The sequence below is a fragment of the Streptomyces lasiicapitis genome (genome assembly GCF_014646335.1).
GTDB classification, from domain to species: domain Bacteria; phylum Actinomycetota; class Actinomycetes; order Streptomycetales; family Streptomycetaceae; genus Streptomyces; species Streptomyces lasiicapitis.
On record NZ_BMNG01000012.1, the window covers coordinates 329,048 to 350,512 of the forward strand.

The following is a 21,465-nucleotide window of genomic DNA, read 5'->3' on the forward strand; positions in this document are numbered from 1 at the left end:
AGCACACCGTGACCGACGCACACACCGCAGGCGCCCAGTCCCACGACGGACCGTTCATCGCGGCCATCGACCAGGGCACCACGTCCAGCCGCTGCATCGTCTTCGACCGGGACGGCCGCATCGTCTCCGTCGACCAGAAGGAGCACGAGCAGATCTTCCCGAAGCCGGGCTGGGTCGAGCACAACGCCACCGAGATCTGGACCAACGTCGAGGAAGTCGTCGCCGGAGCCATCTCCAAGGCCGGCATCACGCGCGACGACATCAAGGCCATCGGCATCACCAACCAGCGTGAGACCACGCTGCTCTGGGACAAGAACACCGGCGAGCCGGTGTACAACGCCATCGTCTGGCAGGACACCCGCACCGACGCCCTCTGCAAGGAGCTCGGCCGCAACGTCGGCCAGGACCGCTTCCGCCGCGAGACGGGCCTGCCCCTGGCCTCCTACTTCGCCGGGCCCAAGGCCCGCTGGCTGCTCGACAACGTCGAGGGCCTGCGCGAGCGCGCCGAGGCCGGCGACATCCTCTTCGGCACCATGGACTCCTGGGTCATCTGGAACCTGACGGGCGGGGTGAACGGCGGCAGGCACGTCACCGACGTCACCAACGCCTCGCGCACCATGCTGATGAACCTCCACACCATGGAGTGGGACGAGCGCATCGCCGAGTCCATCGGCGTACCGATGGGGATCCTCCCCGAGATCCGCTCCTCCGCCGAGGTCTACGGCGAGGTCACCGGCGGCAAGCTCGGCGACATCCTGGGCGGCATCCCGGTCGCCTCCGCCCTCGGCGACCAGCAGGCGGCCCTGTTCGGCCAGACCTGTTTCGAGGAGGGCGAGGCCAAGTCCACGTACGGCACCGGCACGTTCATGCTGATGAACACCGGTGAGAAGGCCATCAACTCCTACTCGGGGCTGCTGACCACCGTGGGCTACCAGATCGGCGACAAGAAGCCGGTCTACGCCCTCGAGGGCTCCATCGCCGTCACCGGCTCGCTCGTGCAGTGGATGCGCGACCAGATGGGCCTGATCAACTCCGCCGCCGAGATCGAGACGCTCGCGTCCTCGGTCGACGACAACGGCGGCGCGTACTTCGTACCGGCCTTCTCCGGCCTGTTCGCCCCGTACTGGCGCTCCGACGCCCGCGGTGTGATCGCCGGTCTGACCCGGTACGTCACCAAGGCGCACATCGCGCGCGCCGTCCTGGAGGCCACCGCCTGGCAGACCCGCGAGATCACCGACGCCATGACGAAGGACTCCGGCGTCGAGCTCGCGGCCCTCAAGGTCGACGGCGGCATGACCTCCAACAACCTGCTGATGCAGACCCTCTCGAACTTCCTGGACGCGCCCGTGGTGCGCCCCATGGTCGCCGAGACGACCTGCCTCGGCGCCGCCTATGCCGCCGGTCTCGCCGTCGGCTTCTGGTCCTCCACCGACGACCTGCGCGCCAACTGGCGCCGGGCCGCGGAGTGGACCCCCCACATGGACGCGGACACCCGCGCCCGTGAGTACAAGAACTGGCTCAAGGCCGTCGAGCGGACCATGGGCTGGCTCGAGGACGACGAGAGCTGAACCGCACTCAGCTCAGCTGACGAGGAGTTAAGCAACCATGACCACCCTGCAGAGCGGCCCCGCCTTCCCGGCTCTCGGCACGCCTCCGGCCGCCGGCAGCGCCCCGAGCCGCGCCGAGACCCGGGAGCGCCTCTCCAAGGCGTCCTACGACCTCCTGGTGATCGGCGGCGGCATCCTGGGCATCTCCACCGCCTGGCACGCCGCGCAGTCGGGTCTCAGGGTGGCCCTGGTGGACGCCGGCGACTTCGCCGGCGCCACCTCCTCCGCCTCCTCCAAGCTTCTCCACGGCGGTCTGCGTTACCTGCAGACCGGCGCGGTGAAGCTGGTCGCGGAGAACCACTTCGAGCGGCGTGCGGTGTCACGCCAGGTGGCACCGCACCTCGCCAACCCGCTCACCTTCTACCTGCCGGTCTACAAGGGCGGCCCGCACGGCGCCGCCAAGCTCGGCGCGGGCGTCTTCGCCTACTCGGCCCTCTCCGCGTTCGGTGACGGCGTCGGCCACCTGCTCTCCCCCGCCAAGGCGGCGCAGGACGTGCCGGAGCTGCGCACGGACAACCTGAAGGCCGTGGCCGTGTACGGCGACGACCAGATGAACGACGCGCGCATGGCCCTGATGACGGTCCGCGCCGCCGCCGAGGCCGGCGCCGCCGTCCTCAACCACGCCGAGGTCACCGGCCTGCGCTTCACCGGCGGCCGGGTCACCGGCGCCGACCTCAAGGACCGCGTGGACGGCACCGAGTTCGGTGTGACCGCCCGCCTGGTCCTGAACGCGACCGGCCCCTGGGTCGACCACCTGCGCAAGATGGAGAACCCGGACGCGGCGCCCTCCATCCGCCTGTCCAAGGGCGCGCACCTGGTCCTCAAGCGCACCGCCCCCTGGAAGGCCGCGCTGGCCACGCCGATCGACAAGTACCGGATCACGTTCGCCCTGCCCTGGGAGGACATGCTGCTGCTCGGCACCACCGACGAGGAGTTCGAGGGCGACCCGGCGGACGTGCGCGTCACCGAGTCCGACACCGCGCAGATCCTGGACGAGGCCGCGTTCTCCATCCGCGACCAGCAGCTGTCCCGTGACCTGATCACGTACTCCTTCGCGGGTCTGCGGGTGCTTCCGGGCGGTCCCGGTGACACCTCGAAGGCCAAGCGCGAGACGGTCGTCACCGAGGGCCGCGGCGGCATGCTGTCGGTCGCGGGCGGCAAGTGGACGACGTTCCGCCACATCGGTCGTACGGTCATGAAGAAGCTGGAGGCGCTGCCGGGTCACCCGCTCGGTGACGACTACGAGCCGATCTCCGAGCTGCCGAAGAAGCTGCCGCTGCCCGGTATCGCCAACCCGCGCGCGGTCGCCCACCGCCTCCTGGTCGACGGCCCGGCGCCCGGCCCGCGCATGGCGCCCGACACCGCGCGCCACCTGGCCACGCACTACGGCTCCCTGGCCTTCGACATCGCCCGCATGGCGAACGAGAACCCGGAGCTCGCCGAGCGCGTCCACCCCGACGCCCCGGAGATCTGGGCGCAGGTCGTCTACGCCCGTGACAACGAGTGGGCCGAGACGGCCGACGACGTGCTGCGCCGCCGTACGACGCTGACGATCCGTGGTCTGGCGACGGACGAGGTGCGGGGCAAGGTCGAGGACATACTGGGCAAGAAGGCCTGACACTCACCTGGTACGTAAGGGGCGGTCGCCATGGCGGCCGCCCCTTACGCGTGCCCTCCGGAGTGTGCGTCACCAGGCACGCGGGCGCGGGTGCGCGGGTGCCATGCCGCCGCCACACCGCCGCAACGTTCGCCCCGCACATTTGAAGCATGAAGTTTCAAGTGCTGTCTCTCATCTCGCACTCCCCTCACCCCCTGACCGGTGAACTCCCCTCCGCCGCCGAGCGGTTCGAGGACGTGGTCGAGGTCGGCGTCGAGGCGGAACGGCTCGGCTACGACGCGTACGCCGTGGGCGAGCGGCACGCGGGCGCGTTCCTGTCGTCGAGCCCGGCGGTCGTCCTCGGCGCCCTCGCGGCACGCACCTCCCGCATCCGCCTGCTCACCGGCGTGACTGTCGTCGCGATCCTCGACCCGGTGCGGGTCGCCGAGGAGTACGCGACGCTCGACCAGCTCTCGCGCGGCCGGGTGGAGCTGGTGATCGGCAAGGGCGCGGAGGCGGGCCACTTCGATCTGTTCGGCCTCGACGAGGCGCGTCAGTGGGACCTCCAGAAGGAGAAGTACGAGCTGCTGCGGCGGCTCTGGCGGGAGTCGGACGTCGACTGGCAGGGCGAGTTCCGGCCCGCCCTGAAGAACGTGACGACCGTGCCGCGTCCGTACGCCGGGCCGCCGCGCGTCTGGCACGGCTCCGCGACGTCCCTCAACTCCCCCGAACTCGCCGCGCTGCACGGCGATCCGCTGTTCACCGCCAACGCCGTCCAGCCGCGGGCCGCGTACGCGAAGCTGATCGCCCACTACCGGGAGCGGTTCGAGGCGTACGGGCACGATCCGGCGCGGGCGCACGTCGCGGCCGGGTCGGGTGGGTTGCTCATCGCGGACAGCGCGGAGCGGGCCGTGAGCCGGTACCGGGATCTGTACGAGGCGCGGGTGCGCCAGTCGTACCGGCCCGACCTGGAAGGGAAGGCGGGCTACAACACCCCCTTCCGCACCATCGAGGACGCCGTCGCCGACGGGCCGCAGCTCATCGGGTCGCCGCAGCAGATCATCGACAAGATCCTGGGGTGGCGGGAGGTGTACGGGCACGATCTGCAGTCGATCTCCGTGGATGGGTTCGGGCTTTCGCGGGGTGAGCAGGTCGAGACGTTGGCGCGGTTCGCGGAGGAGGTCGCACCGGTGGTGCGGAGGGAGGCGGGGTCGGGGTTGTGGGCGTGAGCGGGGGGGGTGGGCCTCGCGGTTGCGCCCCAGTCCCGCCCCTTTCCCGAAACTGGGGGCTCTGCCCCCAGACCCCCGCTCCTCAAACGCCGGAGGGGCTGGATTTTTCAGCCCGTCCGGCGTTTGAGGACGAGGCGCGGAGCGCCGATCAGCGGGGGTCCGGGGGCGGCAGCCCCCGGTTCGGGAAGGGGCGGGCCTGGGGCGCCCTGCGAGGATCACCCCGAGCCCGCCCGACCCGCAGCACCCCCAAGTCCCCCTCAGGAGCCCCCGGATGACCACACGCGCCCAAGAAACCCCCACCCTGCCCATCTCGGGCATCCCCCGCACCGGCCTCCCCCAGCACGCCGTCGTCGTCGGCGACCCCGCCCGCGCCGCGGCCGTCGCCGGCCTCCTGGACGGCGCCAAGGAGGTCTCGTACCACCGCGAATACCGCACGTTCACCGGCACCTGGCAGGAACTGCCGGTCGCGGTGGCCTCGCACGGCGTGGGCGCCCCGGGCGCGCTGTGCCTGTTCCAGGAGCTGGCCGAGGCAGGTGTGACGCACTTCATCCGGCTGGGCACGGCGGGCGCGATCCGCCCGGGGATCGGGGACGGCGACCTGGTCGTCGCGGACGCGGCGGTGCGCGACGACGGCGTGACGCAGCAGCTGATCCCGGCCGAGTACCCGGCGTTCGCCGCGCCGGAGGCGGTGCTTGCGCTGCAGCGGGCGGCTCGCGCCGCGCAAGCCCCGTACCACCGGGGCGTGGTGTGGACCCGGGCCGCGTTCCAGCCGGGCTTCCTGCCACTGCCCGCCGAGGCCTACGAGCGGGCCGGGATCGCGGCGATCGAGATGGAGCTGTCGGCGCTGTACGTGTTCGCCTCGACGCGCGGTCTCACAGCGGGCGGCGCGCTCGTCGTCGACGGCGTCAACGCGGACGAACTGGTCGACGAGGAGGCCACCGGCGGCTACGACCCGCACCGCTCCGTGGTCGCCGACGGAGTCACCCGCGGCGCCCGGATAACCTTGGACGCACTGCGCCTGCTGGCCGCCGAGGACGCCGGGCTGCCCGCGCAGCGAACGCCCACGACGTGACAGGTCACGCGCCCGTCGGCCACACCCCGGCCGACGGAGCCGCCGACGCCGTGACCCATCCGGTCCCGACGGAGGCCATGACCGCCCCGGCCCTCCATCCACCGCACCCCCTTCGCACGGAACGGAACGCATGATTCCCATCGATCTCCTCGTCCACGGCGGCGACGTCCTCACCGTCGACGCGACCGGCACCGTCGTCCCCGACGGCGCGGTCGCCGTGCGCGCCGGTGAGATCGTCGAGGTCGGCCCCGCCGAGCGGCTGCGTGGCGCGTACGCGCCCGCCGAGGAGATCGACGCACGCGGCTGTCTCGTGCTGCCGGGGCTCATCAACACGCACACGCACCTGGCGATGACGCTGCTGCGCGGCTCCGCCGACGACCTGACGCTCCAGGGCTTCCTGGAGCGCGTCATTCCGCGCGAGGCCGAGCTGCTTTCGCCGGAGACGGTCGCGGCGGGCATCCGGGCGGCGATCGCGGAGTCGGTACGCGGCGGGGTGACGACCGCGCTCGACATGTACTGGTTCCACGAGGCGGCCGAGGCGGTGGCCCGCGAGGCCGGGTGGCGGCTGCTCAGCGGGCCGACGTTCATGGACGTGCCGGGGCCGCCGGACGGCCGCCCGTACGCGGACCGGCTCGGCTGGGCTGAGGCCCACCTGGCCGCGCGCACCCCGGCGCCGGGCAGCAGGCCCGTGGTGTTCGCGCACTCCGCGTACACGCTGGCGCCCGAGCAGCTCACCGCGATCGCCGCGCTGGCCCGCGCGCACGGCGCGCTGCTGCACCTGCACGCCGCCGAGAACGCCACCGAGGTGGCGACCGTCACCGAGCTGCACGGCATGCGTCCCGTGGAGCTCCTCGACTCGCTCGGCCTTCTCGGCCCGGACACGCTCCTCGCGCACGCCGTCGACCTGACCGACGCCGAGATCGCGGCGCTGGCCCGCACGGGCACGGCCGTCGCGCACTGCCCGGTGTCCAACCTGAAGCTGGGCTGCGGGATAGCCCGGGTGCCGGACCTGACGGCGGCGGGCGTCACCGTGGGCCTCGGCACGGACGGCGCGGTCAGCTCCAACACGCTCGACGTGCTCGGCGCGGTGCGGATGGCCGCGCTCGTGCACAAGGCGGGCGGCGACCCGACGGCGGTCGGCGCCGAGCAGGCCGTACGGATGGCGACCATCGAGTCCGCGCGGGCCCTCGGGCTCGGCGGGCAGCTCGGTTCACTGGAGCCGGGCAAGCGCGCCGACCTGGTCGTCCTCGACCTGGACCGGCCGCATCTGGCGCCCCGGCACGACCCGTACTCGACGCTCGCGTACGCCGCCGGGGCCGCGGACGTGCGCGACACCGTCGTGGACGGCCGGGTCCTGATGCGCGGGCGGGCGCTGCTCACCGTCGACGAGCGCCAGGCCGTCGACGGCCTCCAGGACGCGGTATCGGTCCCGGTACCCCGTCCGCGTACGCACACCGAGCACCTCACCAGGAACGTCAGCACATGATCTCCGAACCGACCCGCGGCTTCACCGGCCGCGCCCGCGCCGCCGACCGCGACCCGCGCCTGCCCCCGGGCCAGTACGACGCCCGCGACGGCTGGCCCGTGCTCTCCGCCGAGGTGACGCCGCGGATCGCCGCCGCCGACTGGACGTTCCGCGTCGACGGTCTCGTCGCGCGCCCGCGCACCTGGTCGTGGGACGACGCGCACGCCCTGCCCGCGTCGGAGTACCGGGGCGACATCCACTGCGTGACGAGCTGGTCCAAGTTCGGGGTGCGCTTCGGCGGGGTGAGCCTGGACGCCTTCCTCGCCGACGCCGGGCCCTCCCCCGCGGCCACGCACGTCGTCGCGTACTCCCACACCGGCTACACCGCCAACCTGCCGCTCGCCGACGTGACCGGCGGCCGGGCCTGGATCGCCTGGGAGTACGACGGCGCGCCGCTGGCGCCGGAGCACGGCGGGCCCGCCCGCCTGATCGTCCCGCACCTGTACTTCTGGAAGAGCGCCAAGTGGATCGCGGGCCTCACGCTCCTCGACCACGACGAGCCGGGCTTCTGGGAGCAGAACGGCTACCACCACCGGGGCGACCCGTGGCGCGAGCAGCGGTACGTGGGGGACTGACATGGGAACCGACCCCCAGACCGCCGCGCAGACCGCGTTCGCCGTCCCCGGCCGCATCGCCGTGAGCACGCGCTCGGCCTCCGTCTGGCAGCCCGCCCTGATCACGGACATCCGCCGGGAGACGCCCGCCGCCTCGACGTTCCGGCTCAAGGTGCCCGACTGGCAGGGCCATCTGCCCGGCCAGCACCTGATGCTGCGGCTCACCGCGGCGGACGGCTACATCGCCCAGCGCCACTACTCGCTGGCGTCCGCGCCCGACGACAGCGGCGAGATCGAGCTGACCCTGGACCACGCGCCGGGCGGCGAGGTCTCCGGGCATCTGCACACCGTGGCCCGGGTGGGCGACACCGTCGAGGTGCGCGGCCCGCTGTCCGGTTTCTTCGCCTGGCCGGGCGACCGGCCCGCGCTGCTGCTCGGCGCGGGCTCCGGCGTCGTACCGCTGATGTCGATGATCCGCCACCACCGCCGCGCGGGCCTGACGGTGCCGCTGCGCCTGATCGTCTCGGCCCGCACCCGCGAGGACCTGATCTACGCGGACGAGTACGGCGACGAGACCACTGCCGTCCTCACCCGCGCCGAAGGCCGCCTGAACGCCGGGCACTTGGCGCCGCATCTCGGCGCCGGGCAGCCCGACGGCGGCTGGGAGGCGTACATCTGCGGCTCGAACGGCTTCGCCGAGCACGCCTCGCGGCTCCTGGTGGACGGCGGCCAGCCCGTGGACCGCATCAGGATCGAACGCTTCGGCTGAACCCCCTGCTCACAGGCGGCCGCAGGGGACATACTGAGCCGATACATCCGATGTCTATTTCACCGGTCCGCACCGGTCCGCACCGGTCCGGTCCCCACGGTCAGCACCGGCCGACGCCGGTCCGCACACTGAGGCGAGGTCCCCATGGCTGTCACGGACGAGGCCATCGAAAAGATCAAGGACATGATCGTCTCCGGCGCGCTGCGCCCCGGCGACCGGCTCCCCAAGGAGAGCGAGCTGGCCGCCGAGCTGGGGCTCTCCCGCAATTCGCTGCGCGAGGCGGTGCGGGCGCTCTCGCTGATCCGCATCCTGGACGTGCGGCAGGGCGACGGTACGTACGTCACGAGTCTGGACCCGCAGCTCCTCCTGGAGGCGCTGAGCTTCGTCGTCGACTTCCACCGCGACGACACGGTCCTGGAGTTCCTCGCGGTGCGCCGGATCCTGGAGCCCGCCGCCACGGCCATGGCCAGCACCCGCATCACCGAGGCCGAACTGGACGCGCTCACCGAGCAGTTGGACGTGCTCGGCGCCGCGCCGAGCGTGGAGGAACTGGTCGCCTGCGACCTGGAGTTCCACCGCGGCATCGTGCAGTCGTCCGGCAACTCGGTGCTGTGCTCACTGCTCGACGGCTTGTCCGGGCCGACCACGCGGGCCCGCATCTGGCGCGGCCTGACCCAGGAGGACGCCGTCAGCCGCACCCTGCACGAGCACCGCGCGATCCTGGCGGCGCTGCGCGACCGGGACGCGGAGGCGGCGCGGTCCTGGGCGACGGTGCACATCGCGAGCGTGGAGCAGTGGCTGCGCTCCACCCTGTGAGCCATGCGTGACGGGCAGTTGACCTGGGCAGTGATCCCGGCATTCGGCCCCACCGGGGGGCTGCGGAGGGCCCCGCGGGACGCCGTAAGGTTGGGGCGTACTTATGAGGAGAACGTCGGAAGGAGGCCTGGGTGATCGAGCTCGAGGGGGTACCCGAGCTGATCGACCCGGTCATGGTGGCCGCGTTCGAGGGCTGGAACGACGCCGGCGACGCCGCCTCCACCGCGGTCGCGCATCTCGACAAGGAGTGGAAGGGCGAAGTGTTCGCGGCGCTGGACGCCGAGGACTACTACGACTTCCAGGTCAACCGGCCCACGGTGTGGCTGGACGGCGGCGTGCGCAAGATCACCTGGCCGACGACCCGGCTCTCGGTGGTCCGCGTGGGCGGCGACAAGCCGCGCGACCTCGTCCTGGTGCGGGGCATAGAGCCGTCCATGCGCTGGCGTTCGTTCTGCAACGAGCTGCTCGGCTTCGCCCATGAGCTGGGCGTGGAGCTGGTCGTGATCATGGGGGCGCTGCTCGGCGACACCCCGCACACCCGCCCGGTCCCGGTCAGCGGCGTCACGTCCGATCCGGATCTGGCGCGCACCATGGACCTGGAGGAGACCAAGTACGAGGGTCCGACGGGCATCGTCGGCATCCTCCAGGAGGCGTGCACGCACGCGGGCGTCCCGGCGGTGAGCCTGTGGGCGGCCGTGCCGCACTACGTCTCCCAGCCACCGAACCCGAAGGCGACGCTGGCGCTCCTGAACCGCCTGGAGGACCTGATCGACCTCAGGATCCCGCAGGGCGAGCTGGCCGAGGACGCGCGCGCCTGGCAGCTCGGCGTCGACCAGCTCGCCGCCGAGGACAGCGAGGTCGCGGAGTATGTCCAGTCCCTCGAGGAGGCGCGGGACACCGCGGAGCTCCCCGAGGCGTCCGGCGAGGCCATCGCCCGCGAGTTCGAGCGGTATCTGCGGCGGCGCGACGGCGGCGGTCCCGGTCCCGTCGCCGGGACCGGGCAGGTGGGCCCCGGGCCCGGCCAGGTCGGCGGGCACGCCACGGACGGCGGCGACGGGGCGGCGTATCTGCGGGACGCGCCGAGCGAGCGCACCCGGCCACCGAAGCCGCAGCCCCGCCCGGAGGGCGAGGCCAAGGACGACGGCAAGGGCGAGGACCCGGCCGAGTCAAGCCCGGAATCCGGCTCGTCCGGCGACGCGGGAGCGAGCGGCGCCAAGGGCGACGCCAGGGACGAGCCCAAGGGCGACGACAGCCACGTCAAGGGCGACGATTCCGACTCGGGGGATTCCTCCGAGGACTGAGAAGGGCCTGATCCAGGACGAGGGGCGGCACCCGCGAGGGGGCCGCCCCTTCTCGTTGCCCACAGCCCACGAGAGCAAGCCCGTCACGTACGCCTCGTACGCAATTGGCTGGTATGAGGCGTGACACGGACTTCTTGATGAAATGCACACGGTTCCCAACTCAACTTCTCTTCAAACACAGTTGGACGAAAGGGGTCTGGACGTCCGGGCCCGGCGGTAGCAGGGTGTGCAGCGACCGGAAGGCAGGCGAGGCGCGGGGCCAGGAAGCGACAGGGAATCGAAGGGAGCGGTGGAGCGATGACCGACCAGGTGCAGCGGGGCAGCGACCCCGGGGGCAGTGGCCCCGGACCCGACGGGGCGGGGTTCACCTACCGGCCCGCCGAGCAGGAACTGATCGTCGTCGCCCGGCCCGAGGCCCGGCTGCGCGCCCAGGAGCAGGGCGTCCGCTCGGCGACGGGATCCGACGTGTCGGCCCTGAACATGTTCCTCGGCGACGAACAGCTCGTCCTGGAGCCGCTGTTCGGCAGCGAGGACCGGCTGCGGGCCGCGGCGCCGGTGACGACGGACGACGTACCGGACCTGACGCTCTTCTACCGGGTCCGCGGCGGCGCGGACCGCGCCGAGGAACTGCGCGCGCGGATGGCGGCGCTGCCCGGCATCGACACGGCGTACGTCAAGCCGGGCGCCGTGCCCGCCACGCTCGGCCCCGCCGGGCAGCAGGGCGGCGCGGGCGAGCCGGACGAGGCCCGCCGCCGCAAGGAGGGCATGCCCGCGACCGCCGACTTCAGCGGCCGCCAGGGCTATCTGGGCGCGGCGCCCGAGGGCGTCGACGCGTACTGGGCCTGGCAGCGGCTCGGCGGGGGCGGCGACGGCGTGACCGTCATCGACGTCGAGGGCGCCTGGCAGCTCAGCCACGAGGACCTGTCGGCGAAGCTCGCGGGCGTGGTGATCGGCACCCCCATCCAGGACCTGTCGTGGCGCAACCACGGCACCGCGGTGCTCGGCGTGATCGGCGCCGACCGCAACAGCCTCGGCGTCACCGGTATCGTGCCGGACGCCGTGACCGCGGCCGCGTCCTTCATGCCGGCCGGAACGGCGGCGACGATCCAGGCCGCGGCGGACCGGCTCGCGCCCGGCGACATCATCCTCATCGAACTGCACCGCCCGGGGCCGAAGTTCGACTTCGCGGTGCGCGACGACCAGAAGGGTTACATCGCCCTCGAATGGTGGCCGGACGACTTCGCCGCCGTGCGCTACGCGACGGCCAAGGGGATCATCGTGGTCGGCGCGGCGGGCAACGGCGCGGAGTCCCTGGACGACGCGGTGTACGAGCGCCGTCCGGACGAGTTCCCGTCCTGGTGGCGCAACCCCTTCAACCCGTCCAACCCGTCGTCCGACGCCGTCCTGGTCGGCGCGGGCGCACCCCCGCCCGGCACGCACGGCCGCGACCACGGCCCGGACCGCTCGCGCCTGGCGTTCTCCAACTACGGCGCGCGTGTGGACGCGCAAGGCTGGGGCCGCGAGACCACGACGACCGGCGGCTTCTGGAACCAGCCGGGCGACCTGCAGGGCGGCGTGGACGAGATCGCCTGGTACACGGACACGTTCTCCGGCACCTCGTCGGCCTCCCCCGTCGTCGTCGGCGCCGTCGCCTCGCTCCAGGGCATGCTCAAGGCCGCGGGCCAGCAGCCGATGACGTCGTCCCGCGCGCGGGCGGTCCTTCGGGCCACTGGCTCGCCGCAGCAGGACGGTCCTGGCCGCCCGGCGTCCCAGCGGATAGGCAGCCGTCCGGACATCAGGGCGGCGGTCACCAAGCTGCTGCCGGCGGCGGTCGGCTCGGGCCGCGCCGAGCGCTACTGGGACGAGTTGATGCCCTACCCGCCCGAACTCCCGCCGCGGCTGCGGCTCTTCGTGGCCGGGCAGTGGCGCAACCTGAACAACCCCACCCCCGAGACCCGGCAGGCGGTCCACTCCGCCTTCGCCGGCGGATCACCGGACGTACGTGTCTGGTTCTCGGACGACGAGGTCGTGGGCCTGGTCGTCACGGGCTGAACCACGGCACGCGACGAAGCGCACCACACAACGCAACACAACAACGGACAGACCATTGACGGAAGGTGGCACCCGCATGAGCACCACCCCGCAAATGAGTCAACTGGGCCAGCAGCAGGGCCAGCAGTACGGTCAGCAGCAGCCGTTCGGCCAGCAGGGCCAGCAGCAGTTCCCGGGTCAGCAGAGCCAGCAGCCCTTCGGCCAGCAGCAGTACGGCCAGCAGCAGGGCCAGAGCACCGCGCCCCCGCAGCCCGGCCAGATCGGTCAGATGGGCCAGATGGGCCAGCAGCGGCAGTTCGGCCAGCAGGGCCAGCAGTACGGCCAGCAGCAGCCGTTCAGTCAGCAGCAGCCGTTCGGCCAACAAAGCCAGCAGGGCCAGCAGGGCCAGCAGGGCCAGCAGCAGATCCCGGGTCAGCAGCAGAGCCCGCAGCACATGCAGCAGCAGATCCCCCAGCACCTGCGCCAGCAGATGCAGCAGCTCGGCCAGCAGCCGCCGTTCCAGCAACTGCTCCAGCAGCTCGGCCAGCAGCAGGTCCCGCAGGCCCAGGCCCCGCAGATCTCCACGCAGGCGATCGCGGGGAACGTCTCCGAGAGCTTCTGGGACGTCGTCCAGCCGCTCCCCGGCCAGGCCTCGCTCCTCTACCTGCACGTCGACGGCGACTGGCGGGTGTACGTCAACCCGAGCGAGCGCACCCGCGACCAGGTGCAGGAGGCCTTCACGTACGGCCTGCCGGTCATCGGCTACTACGACACCAACAACCCGGGCCTGCTCCTGGCGGTCGTGATCACCAGGTGACGCACTCCGGATGAGGCACCGAGGAACGACGGCGGCGCCGGGCGGATTCCTTCCGCCCGGCGCCGCTGGTGCGCATCGTCTGTACGTAACTCCGTACGCTGCTACAGCGCGACGCCCAGCAACGCGTCCACGGCGCGCGACACGACGCCCGGGGCGCCCTCGTCCGTGCCGCCCTCGGCGCTCTGGCGGGCGGCCCAGCGGTCGACGGCGGCGAGCGCGGTGGGCGCGTCCAGGTCGTTGGCGAGGGCCTCGCGCAGCTCCTCGACGAGGGCGTCGGCGGGCGGTCCGTCCGGCCGGGACACCGCGGCGCGCCAGCGGGCGAGCCGCTCGACGGCGTCCTGGAGCACCTGGTCGGTCCACTCCCAGTCCGCGCGGTAGTGGTGCGCGAGCAGGGCGAGCCGGATGGCGGCCGGGTCGACGCCGTCGCGCCGCAGCTTGGAGACGAAGACCAGGTTGCCCTTGGACTTGGACATCTTGGCGCCGTCGAGGGCGACCATGCCTGCGTGCACGTAGGCCTTGGCGAAGGGGTGTTCGCCGGTGAGGGCCTGGGCGTGGGACGCGCCCATCTCGTGGTGCGGGAAGGCGAGGTCGGAGCCACCGCCCTGGATGTCGAAGCCCATGCCGAGGTGGTCGAGGGCGATGGCCACGCACTCGATGTGCCAGCCGGGCCGGCCGCGGCCGAGCGAGCCGCCGTCCCAGCTCGGCTCGCCCTCGCGGGCCGCCATCCAGAGCATCGGGTCGAGCGGGTTCTTCTTGCCCGCGCGGTCCGGGTCGCCGCCGCGCTCGGCGGAGAGCAGCCGCATGGCGGCGGCGTCGAGCCCCGACACCTCGCCGAAGTGCGGGTCGGACTCGACGGAGAAGTAGACGTCGCCCTCGAGTTCGTAGGCGGCGCCCAGGTCACGCAGTCGCTCGACGAGCGGCACGATGCCGGGTATCGACTCGACGGCGCCGATGTAGTGCTGGGGCGGGAGCAGCCGCAGCGCGGTCATGTCCTCGCGGAACAGCGCGGTCTCGCCCTGTGCCAGCTCGACCCAGTCCTTGCCGTCGCGCTTGGCGCGCTCCAGGAGCGGGTCGTCCACGTCGGTGACGTTCTGTACGTAATGCACCTGCCGCTTGGTGTCGAGCCACACGCGCTGCACGAGGTCGAACGCGTTGTAGGTCGCCGCGTGACCCATGTGGGTGGCGTCGTACGGAGTGATGCCGCAGACGTAGATACGGGCGACGGGACCGGGGTCGAGGGTGACGAGTCCACCGGTCGCGGTGTCGTGGATCCGGAGGCCGCGGCCCTTGCCGGACAGGACGGGAACCTCAGAAGCGGGCCAGGCATACATGCCTTGAGCCTAACCGGATGCCCCGTCCACATACGACCCAGGGCAGCGAGATCTTCAACAGGTTTCACCTGCCCACGACGGGGGCAGCAGCCCGTCTCCGTACGCGCCGCCCGTCAGACGGGCGGCCACGGAATCGCCGGCCACTCCCCCGACGGCCCCGGATGCCGTCCCGCCGCAAGCAGCGCGGCCACCCGCTCCCGGACGGCGTCGACCTCCGCGGCGGTCAGCAACTCCCCGAGCCGCCCAGCAAGCCGCTCCCCCGCCGCCAAGCCGCCTTGCAGGGAACCGAGCGCGTCCACCGCCTCCTCGGGCAGCTTCTCCCCGGCCCACCCCCACAGCAGCGTCCGCAGCTTGTCCTCGACGTTGAACGTGACCCCGTGGTCGATGCCGAAGAGCCGCTCGTCCTCCCCGAGCACAAGATGCCCGCCCTTGCGGTCGGCGTTGTTGATCACGGCGTCGAGCACGGCGAGCCGCCGCAGCCGTACGTCGTCCGCGTGCACGAGCAGCGCCGTCCGCCCCTCGCCCACCTCGGCGAACCCGACGGCCTTCCAGCCGTCCCCGGGCTCCTCCCCCTCGACGAGGGCCAACAGCTCCGCACCGCCCACCGCGGCGGCGTCCTCGGCGTCGGCCGCGGGCCCGACCCAGAGCTGCACCATTCCCTCGCCGTAGGGCCCGTCCCGCAGCACGGTGGGCGGCACGAGCCCCCAGCCGAGCGCCTCGGACACCTCGTACGCGGCGACCTCGCGCTGCGCGAGCGTGCCGTCGGGGAAGTCCCACAGGGGCCGCTCCCCGGCGACGGGCTTGTAGACGCAGGCGGCGCTCTGCTCCTCGTACGCGACCGTGCAGTACAGCACCGCGTTGGACGCCTCCCGGATCTGTCCGCGCACGGTCAGCTCACCGCGGGTGAGCAGGTCCACGGCGGTCAGGCTCCCCGCCGGTATCCGTTCTGGCGCGGGCATACGTGTCCTTCCGGGTCGAGCGGCAGGCTGCACAGCGGGCACGGCGGCCGGCCCGCGTTCACGACGTCGAGGGCGCGCTTGGTGAAGGCCCTGGCCTGGGCGCCGGTGAGGCGCACGCGCAGCATCGGCGGGCCGTTCTCCTCGTCCTGCAGAAGCCTTTCCTCAGCTTCCGCGAGGTCTTCCTCGGAGTCGGCGTCCAGCTCGACGAGGGCCTGCGCCTCGACGATCATGCGCTCCTCCTCGCCGTCCCAGGCGAGCGCCATCGTGCCGACGCGGAACTCCTCCTCGACGGGCGAGTCCAGCGGCGCGCTGTCGGTGATCTCGGAGGGCGCGACCGCGGGCACCGCCGCGCTGCCGCCGCTGCGCCGCACGACCTCGTCGAGCAGCTCCTCCATGCGCTCGGCGAGCGCGGCCACCTGAGTCTTCTCCAGGGCGACGCTGGTCACGCGGACCCCGGCGGACGCCTGGAGGAAGAACGTACGCCGTCCGGGGAGCCCGACCGTTCCGGCCACGAAGCGTTCCGGCGGGTCATAGAGGAACACCTGACGGGACACGTCCTGTCTCCATTGGAATCGACTACATCTACTTCACGCGACGACTGCACCCTACTGCGGCCGACGATCACGGTGCGCCCGCATCGCCCCCCACCTGAGCATCGTCGCCCGCGGGCACCTCGCGCGGGGCCAGGGACCCGAAGTCGCCGGTGTCCCCGAGGCGTACGAGGTAGGGGCGCAGCCTCGTGTAGCGGATCGCGGTGACGGAACAGGGTTCTACGGAGACGCGCTGGAACAGGTCGAGGTGCAGCCCGATGGCGTCCGCGACAAGGGACTTGATGATGTCGCCGTGGGAGCACATCAGGTACACGGCGTCGGCGCCGTGATCGCGCTCCACGCGCGCGTTCCACTCGCGTACGGCCTCCGCGGCCCGCGTCTGCATGGACCGCAGGGACTCGCCGCCGGGGAAGGCGGCGGCGGACGGGTGCTGCTGGACGACCTCCATCAGGGGCTCGTCGGCAAGCTCGGCGAGCTTGCGGCCGGACCAGTCCCCGTAGTGGCACTCCCCGATGCGTTCGTCCGTGTGGACGGGCACTCCCGCGCGGGCGGCGAGGAGCGGCGCGATGGTCTCCTGGCAGCGCTGGAGGGGGCTGGTGACGACTTCGGCGAGCGGCAGCGCGGCGAGCCGTGCTGGCAGCGCGGCGGCCTGCTCCGAGCCGCGCTCGTCGAGGCCGACACCCGGCGTCCAGCCGGCGAGCAGACCCGCGGTGTTGGCGGTCGAACGTCCGTGGCGCAGAAGGATCAGCGTGGGCATGCGGGCCAGCCTAAGCCGCCGAGCGGGTGCGCCCGCAGTGAAGCTTCGGAAGAATGCGCAGCGTGATCGTGGACTGCGCCATCTACCGGCACGGGCTTCGCACCGAGGGTCCCGCGGACTTCTCCGACGCCCTCGACGAGGCCCGTGCGATCGGTGACGCGTTCGTCTGGATCGGTCTCTACGAGCCGACGGAGGACGAGTTCGACCTGGTCACCCAGGAGTTCTCGCTGCATCCGCTGGCCGTCGAGGACGCCTTGAAGGCCCATCAGCGGCCCAAGCTCGAGGTGTTCGACGACTCGCTCTTCGTGGTCCTGAAGCCGGTGGTGTACGAGCCGGACAGCGACTCCGTCACGTCCGGCGAACTCATGATCTTCATGGGCGACTCCTTCGTGGTAACCGTCCGTCATGGCGAGGGCGCGCCCCTCAGCTCCGTACGCCACCGCCTGGAGGCGGATCCCAAGGTGCTCGAACACGGGCCGACGGCGGTGCTCTACTCCATCGCCGACGCCGTGGTCGACCACTACCTGGAGGTCGCGGGCGAGCTCCAGACCGACCTCGAGGTCCTGGAGGCGGAGGTCTTCTCGCCGGGTGGCGGCGGCTCGCGCACCACCGCCGCGAGCATCTACCGGTTCAAGCGCCAGATCCTGGAGTTCCGGCGCGCCTCGGGGCCGCTGGCGATGCCCCTCGCGCGCCTCGCGGGCGTGGGTCCCTTCGGCCGCGCCGTGCCCTTCGTGAACGAGTCCGCGCAGCCGTATCTGCGGGACGTCAACGACCATCTCACGCGCGTGAACGAGTCCGTGGAGGGCCTGGACCGCCTGGTCACGGACATCCTGTCGGCGCATCTGGCGCAGATGAGCGTGCGGCAGAACGACGACATGCGGAAGATCTCCGCGTGGGCGGCCATGGCCGCGGTGCCCACGATGATCGCGGGCATCTACGGCATGAACTTCGACCACATGCCGGAGCTGCACTGGTGGTGGGCGTATCCGGCGGTGATCCTGCTGATGGCTGCCCTGGAGGTCGGCCTGTTCCGGCTGTTCAAGCACCGCGGGTGGATGTAGGCCCCGCGCGCGGGCTCGGGCTCAGGCGAACTCGGGCGCCGACGTGGCCGGTCCGCCCAGGGCGTCACGCCGCTGCGGCATCTTCAGGGACACCATCCGCCGCCAGCCGCCGGCGCGTTCATAGGCGTACATCGCGTGGATGCCCGCCGCGAGCGTCTTGGACTTGGTCGGGGACCAGCCCAGGATGCGGCCCATCCGCTCCATGACGGCGAGGCTGACGTCGCGGTAGACGGCGATCTCGACGAGCGCGCACTCGCGCAGGGTGCGCTGGATGGTGCGGCCGTGTCCGGCGTACGCGAAGCGCAGCAGCTCCTCGTGGCAGTACGCCAGGTGGTTGTCCTCGTCGTTCGAGATCATCTTCACGGCCTTGCCGACCTCGGGGTCGTCCCCGAAGTACTTGCGCAGCATGACCATCTGGTCGGCGGCGCGCTGCTCGGTGACGCGGCTGTGCGACAGGTACGTGATGATGTCCTGCTCGGTGAGCCGCTCGTCGGCGCGGAGCTTCTCGTGTGCCAGGCCGATGCCGTGCTTCTCGAGCAGCATCGTGTAGTCGGTCTCGTGCGGCACTTCGACCGGCTCGAGGCCGCGCTTCTTAAGAAGCGCGTTGAAGATCCGGCCGTGCTTGTTCTCGTCTGCGCCGTGCCGGGTGATCTTGGGCGCGAGGTCGCGCTGGCTGTCGGGGACGAGCGCGGCGATGCGCCCGTTCTCCCAGCCGCCCTGGGACTCACCGCTCGCCGCGATGGAGCAGAACAGCCGGAACGACTCGTCGTTGTCGAGGATCTCCTGGAAGAGACTCCTGGCCGAAAGCATCGCAGGCACCTCCATGCCGTCACTGACCACACAGACTTCCGCAAAGAACGAGTCAAATGGGCAGCGCACCATCAAGCAACACGTGTATGCGACAGCTCAGCCGAACGAAGGACCCGGACGGCCGAACGGGGCCGGGTGCCGGGCCGCGGCGACAGCGCCCGGAGGGCCGTAACCGGAGGGGTCCTCGGGGCGTTGTGCTCCGTGACGGCCGTGGCGGGGAAGACCCCCGAGCCCCCACCACGGCCGCGGAAATCTCTTCTCGCGCGCGGGCTCGCGTTACGCCAGACCGGCGCGCTCCAGGGCCTCGGTGCCCGCCCGCAGCGACGCGAGCCGGTCCTCCAGCGTGAAGCCCGCGGGCGCCAGCGTGAGCGTGGTGACACCGGCCTGTGCGTACGCCCGCATGCGGTCCGCGATGCGGTCGACGGAGCCGAGCAGCGTGGTGGAGTCGATCAGGGAGCGCGGTACGGCGGCGGCCGCGCCGTTCTTGTCGCCGGACAGGTACTTGTCCTGGATCTCGGCGGCCTCCTTCTCGTACCCCATGCGCCGCGCGAGCTGGTTGTAGAAGTTCTGCTTCCGGCTGCCCATGCCGCCGACGTACAGCGCCGTATAAGGCCGGAACATGTCGGCCAGCGCGCCGATGGCGTCGTCCCCGTCCTCGCCGAGGGCGAGCGGCAGGGTCGGCACGACGTCGAAGCCCTCCATGGTCTTGCCGGCCTTCTCGCGCCCGGCGCGCAGGTGGCGCAGCGCGGTCTCCTCCAGGTGCTCGGCGGCCGGGAAGATCAGCAGCGCGCCGTCGGCGATCTCGCCGGTCTGCTCCAGGTTCTTCGGCCCGATCGCGGCGATGTACAGCGGGATGTGCTCGCGCTGCGGGTGCACGGTCAGCTTGAGCGGCTTGCCGGGACCGCCCGGCAGCGGCAGCGTCCAGTGCTCGCCGTCGTGGCTCAGGCGCTCGCGGGTCATGGCCTTACGTACGATCTCGACGTACTCGCGGGTGCGCGCCAGCGGCTTGTCGAACTTGACGCCGTACCAGCCCTCGGAGACCTGCGGCCCGGAGACGCCGAGGCCGAGCCGGAAGCGCCCGCCGGACAGCGAGTCGAGGGTGGCCGCGGTCATCGCGGTCATCGCGGGCTGGCGCGCGGGGATCTGGAAGATCGCCGAGCCGATGTCGATGCGCTCGGTTTGGGACGCCACCCACGCGAGCACCGTGGCCGCGTCCGAGCCGTAGGCCTCGGCCGCCCAGCACACCGCGTAGCCCAGCTTGTCGGCCTCCTTCGCGACGGCGAGATTGTCCGCGTCCATCCCCGCGCCCCAGTAGCCGAGGTTGATCCCGAGCTGCATGGCCGAATCCCCTTACCCATGAGTAACGTGCCTGTGCCCGGACTGTAGCGCGCGGGTGCGCGATCCGTCAGGCGCGGGCGGCGGGCCGGGCGGGGGCGGGGCGCGGGGCAGGTGTGGGGGCAGGCGTGTGGGGCAGGTGTGTCGGCCCGGGGGCCGACTCCCCGTGGGGGTCGGTGAGTTGTCCACAGTCCCTGCTTTGTCCACACGCGCACCCAGCGCTCAGGCGTGGCCAGTAATCTCGCGGCCATGGAGCAGAGGCATCTCGGCCGAACAGGTCTGCGTGTGTCCCGGATCGGACTCGGCACCCTCACATGGGGACACATGGACGAGAACGACGCCGCCGACCTGGTGAAGGTCTTCTGGGAGGCGGGCGGCACCCTCGTGGACACGGCCGATGTGTACGGCGACGGGGAGGCCGAGTATCTCCTCGGCCGGCTGGTCGAGCGGCTCGTGCCGCGGCGCGATCTGGTCATCGCGACGAAGGCGGGCAGCGTGCCCGACCCCTACCGCCGCTTCGACGGCTCGCGCGGTCATCTGCTCTCCGCCCTCGACGCCTCGCTGGCCCGTCTCGGCACGGACCATGTGGACCTGTGGCAGATCCACGCCTTCGACCCCGAGACCCCTCTGGAGGAGACCCTCCAGGCCCTGGACATCGCGGTCAGCAGCGGCCGCGCGCGCTATGCGGGCGTCTCCAACTTCAGCGGCTGGCAGCTCGCCAAGGCCGCGACCTGGCAGCTCGCCGCGGTCGGCACCCGCACCCGCATCGCGAGCACACAGATGGAGTACTCCCTGCTCCAGCGCGGCATCGAGCGCGAGGTGCTGCCCGCGGCCGTCGACCTGGGCGTCGGCCTGCTCCCGTCCTCACCTCTCGGCCGCGGCGTCCTCACCGGCAAGTACCGGCACGCGACACCCGCCGACTCGCGCGGCGCCTCCGAGCAGTTCGCGCCCTTCGTCGCCCCGTATCTCGACGACGCGGCGAGCCGTGTCGTCGACGCCGTGTCGATAGCGGCGGACGGCCTCGCGGTCACCCCCCTCCAGGTGGCCCTCGCCTGGGTGCGCGACCGTCCCGGAGTGACGGCCCCCATCATCGGCGCGCGCAACGCGCAGCAGCTCACGGCCGCGTTGTCAGTGGAGACCCTTAGTCTTCCTGACGAGATCTGCCAGGCGCTCGACGACGTGTCAGCGCCCGTGCACCGCTACCCAGACCAGGACTGGAGCACGCTGTGAGTACGGAGTCCGCTGCCGCGGAGGTCGCCGAGCCCGGGGCCCCGGAGGCCGACACGGGGCCCGCCGCCGACGACGCGCCGGGGGCCACGACCACCCGGACCGACCGGGACGCA

Annotated in this window: 20 protein-coding genes; 13 read left to right on the forward strand and 7 right to left on the reverse strand. The window is 72.1% G+C overall.

Going from position 1 to position 21,465, the window contains the following annotated elements; translation table 11 throughout:
* Nucleotides 1-8: 8 nt before the first annotated feature.
* The 10 genes from glpK (at nt 9) to IEY91_RS26955 (ending at nt 12,522) form a co-directional block, all read left to right on the forward strand.
* Complete coding sequence (gene glpK, locus IEY91_RS26910) at nt 9-1,568, forward strand: glycerol kinase GlpK (protein WP_164326273.1); 1,560 nt, start codon at nt 9-11, stop codon at nt 1,566-1,568.
* 37 nt (nt 1,569-1,605) lie between these two features.
* Entirely contained in the window at nt 1,606-3,225 is a 1,620-nt protein-coding gene (locus IEY91_RS26915) for a glycerol-3-phosphate dehydrogenase/oxidase (protein WP_164326272.1), read from the forward strand.
* Between the two features lie 149 nt (nt 3,226-3,374).
* Entirely contained in the window at nt 3,375-4,433 is a 1,059-nt protein-coding gene (locus tag IEY91_RS26920) for an LLM class flavin-dependent oxidoreductase (RefSeq protein WP_164326271.1), read from the forward strand.
* 271 nt (nt 4,434-4,704) lie between these two features.
* Nucleotides 4,705-5,505, forward strand: coding sequence for a phosphorylase family protein (locus IEY91_RS26925; RefSeq protein ID WP_189175965.1), 801 nt, complete (start codon nt 4,705-4,707; stop codon nt 5,503-5,505).
* 130 nt (nt 5,506-5,635) lie between these two features.
* Nucleotides 5,636-6,991, forward strand: coding sequence for an amidohydrolase (locus tag IEY91_RS26930; RefSeq protein WP_189175966.1), 1,356 nt, complete (start codon nt 5,636-5,638; stop codon nt 6,989-6,991).
* Nucleotides 6,988-7,605, forward strand: coding sequence for a sulfite oxidase-like oxidoreductase (locus tag IEY91_RS26935; RefSeq protein WP_164326268.1), 618 nt, complete (start codon nt 6,988-6,990; stop codon nt 7,603-7,605). The genes IEY91_RS26930 and IEY91_RS26935 overlap by 4 nt, the downstream gene beginning before the upstream one ends.
* 1 nt (nt 7,606) lies before the next feature.
* Complete coding sequence (locus IEY91_RS26940; protein ID WP_189175967.1) at nt 7,607-8,353, forward strand: ferredoxin reductase; 747 nt, start codon at nt 7,607-7,609, stop codon at nt 8,351-8,353.
* Between the two features lie 144 nt (nt 8,354-8,497).
* The gene (locus IEY91_RS26945; protein WP_189175968.1) at nt 8,498-9,169 is read left to right on the forward strand and encodes a FadR/GntR family transcriptional regulator; all 672 of its coding nucleotides are present in this window, start codon (nt 8,498-8,500) and stop codon (nt 9,167-9,169) included.
* Between the two features lie 131 nt (nt 9,170-9,300).
* On the forward strand, nt 9,301-10,470 hold the full coding sequence (locus tag IEY91_RS26950) for a PAC2 family protein (protein WP_189175969.1): 1,170 nt from the start codon (nt 9,301-9,303) through the stop codon (nt 10,468-10,470).
* A gap of 297 nt (nt 10,471-10,767) precedes the next feature.
* Nucleotides 10,768-12,522, forward strand: a complete 1,755-nt coding sequence (locus IEY91_RS26955; RefSeq protein WP_189175970.1) for a S8 family peptidase — start codon at nt 10,768-10,770, stop codon at nt 12,520-12,522.
* Here IEY91_RS26955 and IEY91_RS41965 read toward each other — a convergent pair.
* Entirely contained in the window at nt 12,512-12,979 is a 468-nt protein-coding gene (locus tag IEY91_RS41965; protein WP_229697243.1) for a hypothetical protein, read from the reverse strand. The genes IEY91_RS26955 and IEY91_RS41965 overlap by 11 nt on opposite strands.
* On the opposite strand from IEY91_RS41965, the gene IEY91_RS41970 reads away from it, so the two are divergent.
* A complete protein-coding gene (locus IEY91_RS41970; RefSeq protein WP_229697244.1) occupies nt 12,956-13,318 on the forward strand; it encodes a hypothetical protein in 363 nt (120 codons plus the stop codon). The genes IEY91_RS41965 and IEY91_RS41970 overlap by 24 nt on opposite strands.
* Nucleotides 13,319-13,419: 101 nt before the next feature.
* On the opposite strand, the gene mshC is transcribed toward IEY91_RS41970, so the two are convergent.
* The 4 genes from mshC to IEY91_RS26980 form a co-directional block, all read right to left on the reverse strand.
* Nucleotides 13,420-14,649, reverse strand: a complete 1,230-nt coding sequence (gene mshC / locus IEY91_RS26965; RefSeq protein WP_164326262.1) for a cysteine--1-D-myo-inosityl 2-amino-2-deoxy-alpha-D-glucopyranoside ligase — start codon at nt 14,647-14,649, stop codon at nt 13,420-13,422.
* A 113-nt stretch (nt 14,650-14,762) separates the two neighbouring features.
* A complete protein-coding gene (locus IEY91_RS26970; RefSeq protein ID WP_164326261.1) occupies nt 14,763-15,608 on the reverse strand; it encodes an SCO1664 family protein in 846 nt (281 codons plus the stop codon).
* Entirely contained in the window at nt 15,572-16,162 is a 591-nt protein-coding gene (locus tag IEY91_RS26975; RefSeq protein WP_164326260.1) for a DUF3090 domain-containing protein, read from the reverse strand. The genes IEY91_RS26970 and IEY91_RS26975 overlap by 37 nt, the downstream gene beginning before the upstream one ends.
* Nucleotides 16,163-16,229: 67 nt before the next feature.
* Complete coding sequence (locus IEY91_RS26980; RefSeq protein WP_164326259.1) at nt 16,230-16,916, reverse strand: histidine phosphatase family protein; 687 nt, start codon at nt 16,914-16,916, stop codon at nt 16,230-16,232.
* Between the two features lie 62 nt (nt 16,917-16,978).
* On the opposite strand from IEY91_RS26980, the gene corA reads away from it, so the two are divergent.
* A complete protein-coding gene (corA, locus tag IEY91_RS26985) occupies nt 16,979-17,977 on the forward strand; it encodes a magnesium/cobalt transporter CorA (protein ID WP_164328671.1) in 999 nt (332 codons plus the stop codon).
* 21 nt (nt 17,978-17,998) lie between these two features.
* Here the strand turns inward: corA and IEY91_RS26990 are convergent, their stop codons facing one another.
* Nucleotides 17,999-18,787 carry a ferritin-like domain-containing protein gene (locus IEY91_RS26990; RefSeq protein WP_164326258.1) on the reverse strand — a complete coding sequence of 263 codons (789 nt, stop codon included), beginning with the start codon at nt 18,785-18,787 and terminating at the stop codon, nt 17,999-18,001.
* Between the two features lie 276 nt (nt 18,788-19,063).
* Entirely contained in the window at nt 19,064-20,125 is a 1,062-nt protein-coding gene (locus IEY91_RS26995; protein WP_164326257.1) for an LLM class F420-dependent oxidoreductase, read from the reverse strand.
* Nucleotides 20,126-20,371: 246 nt separating this feature from the next.
* Between IEY91_RS26995 and IEY91_RS27000 the strand changes: the two genes are divergently transcribed.
* Complete coding sequence (locus tag IEY91_RS27000; protein ID WP_164326256.1) at nt 20,372-21,352, forward strand: aldo/keto reductase; 981 nt, start codon at nt 20,372-20,374, stop codon at nt 21,350-21,352.
* Nucleotides 21,353-21,465 lie beyond the last annotated feature (113 nt).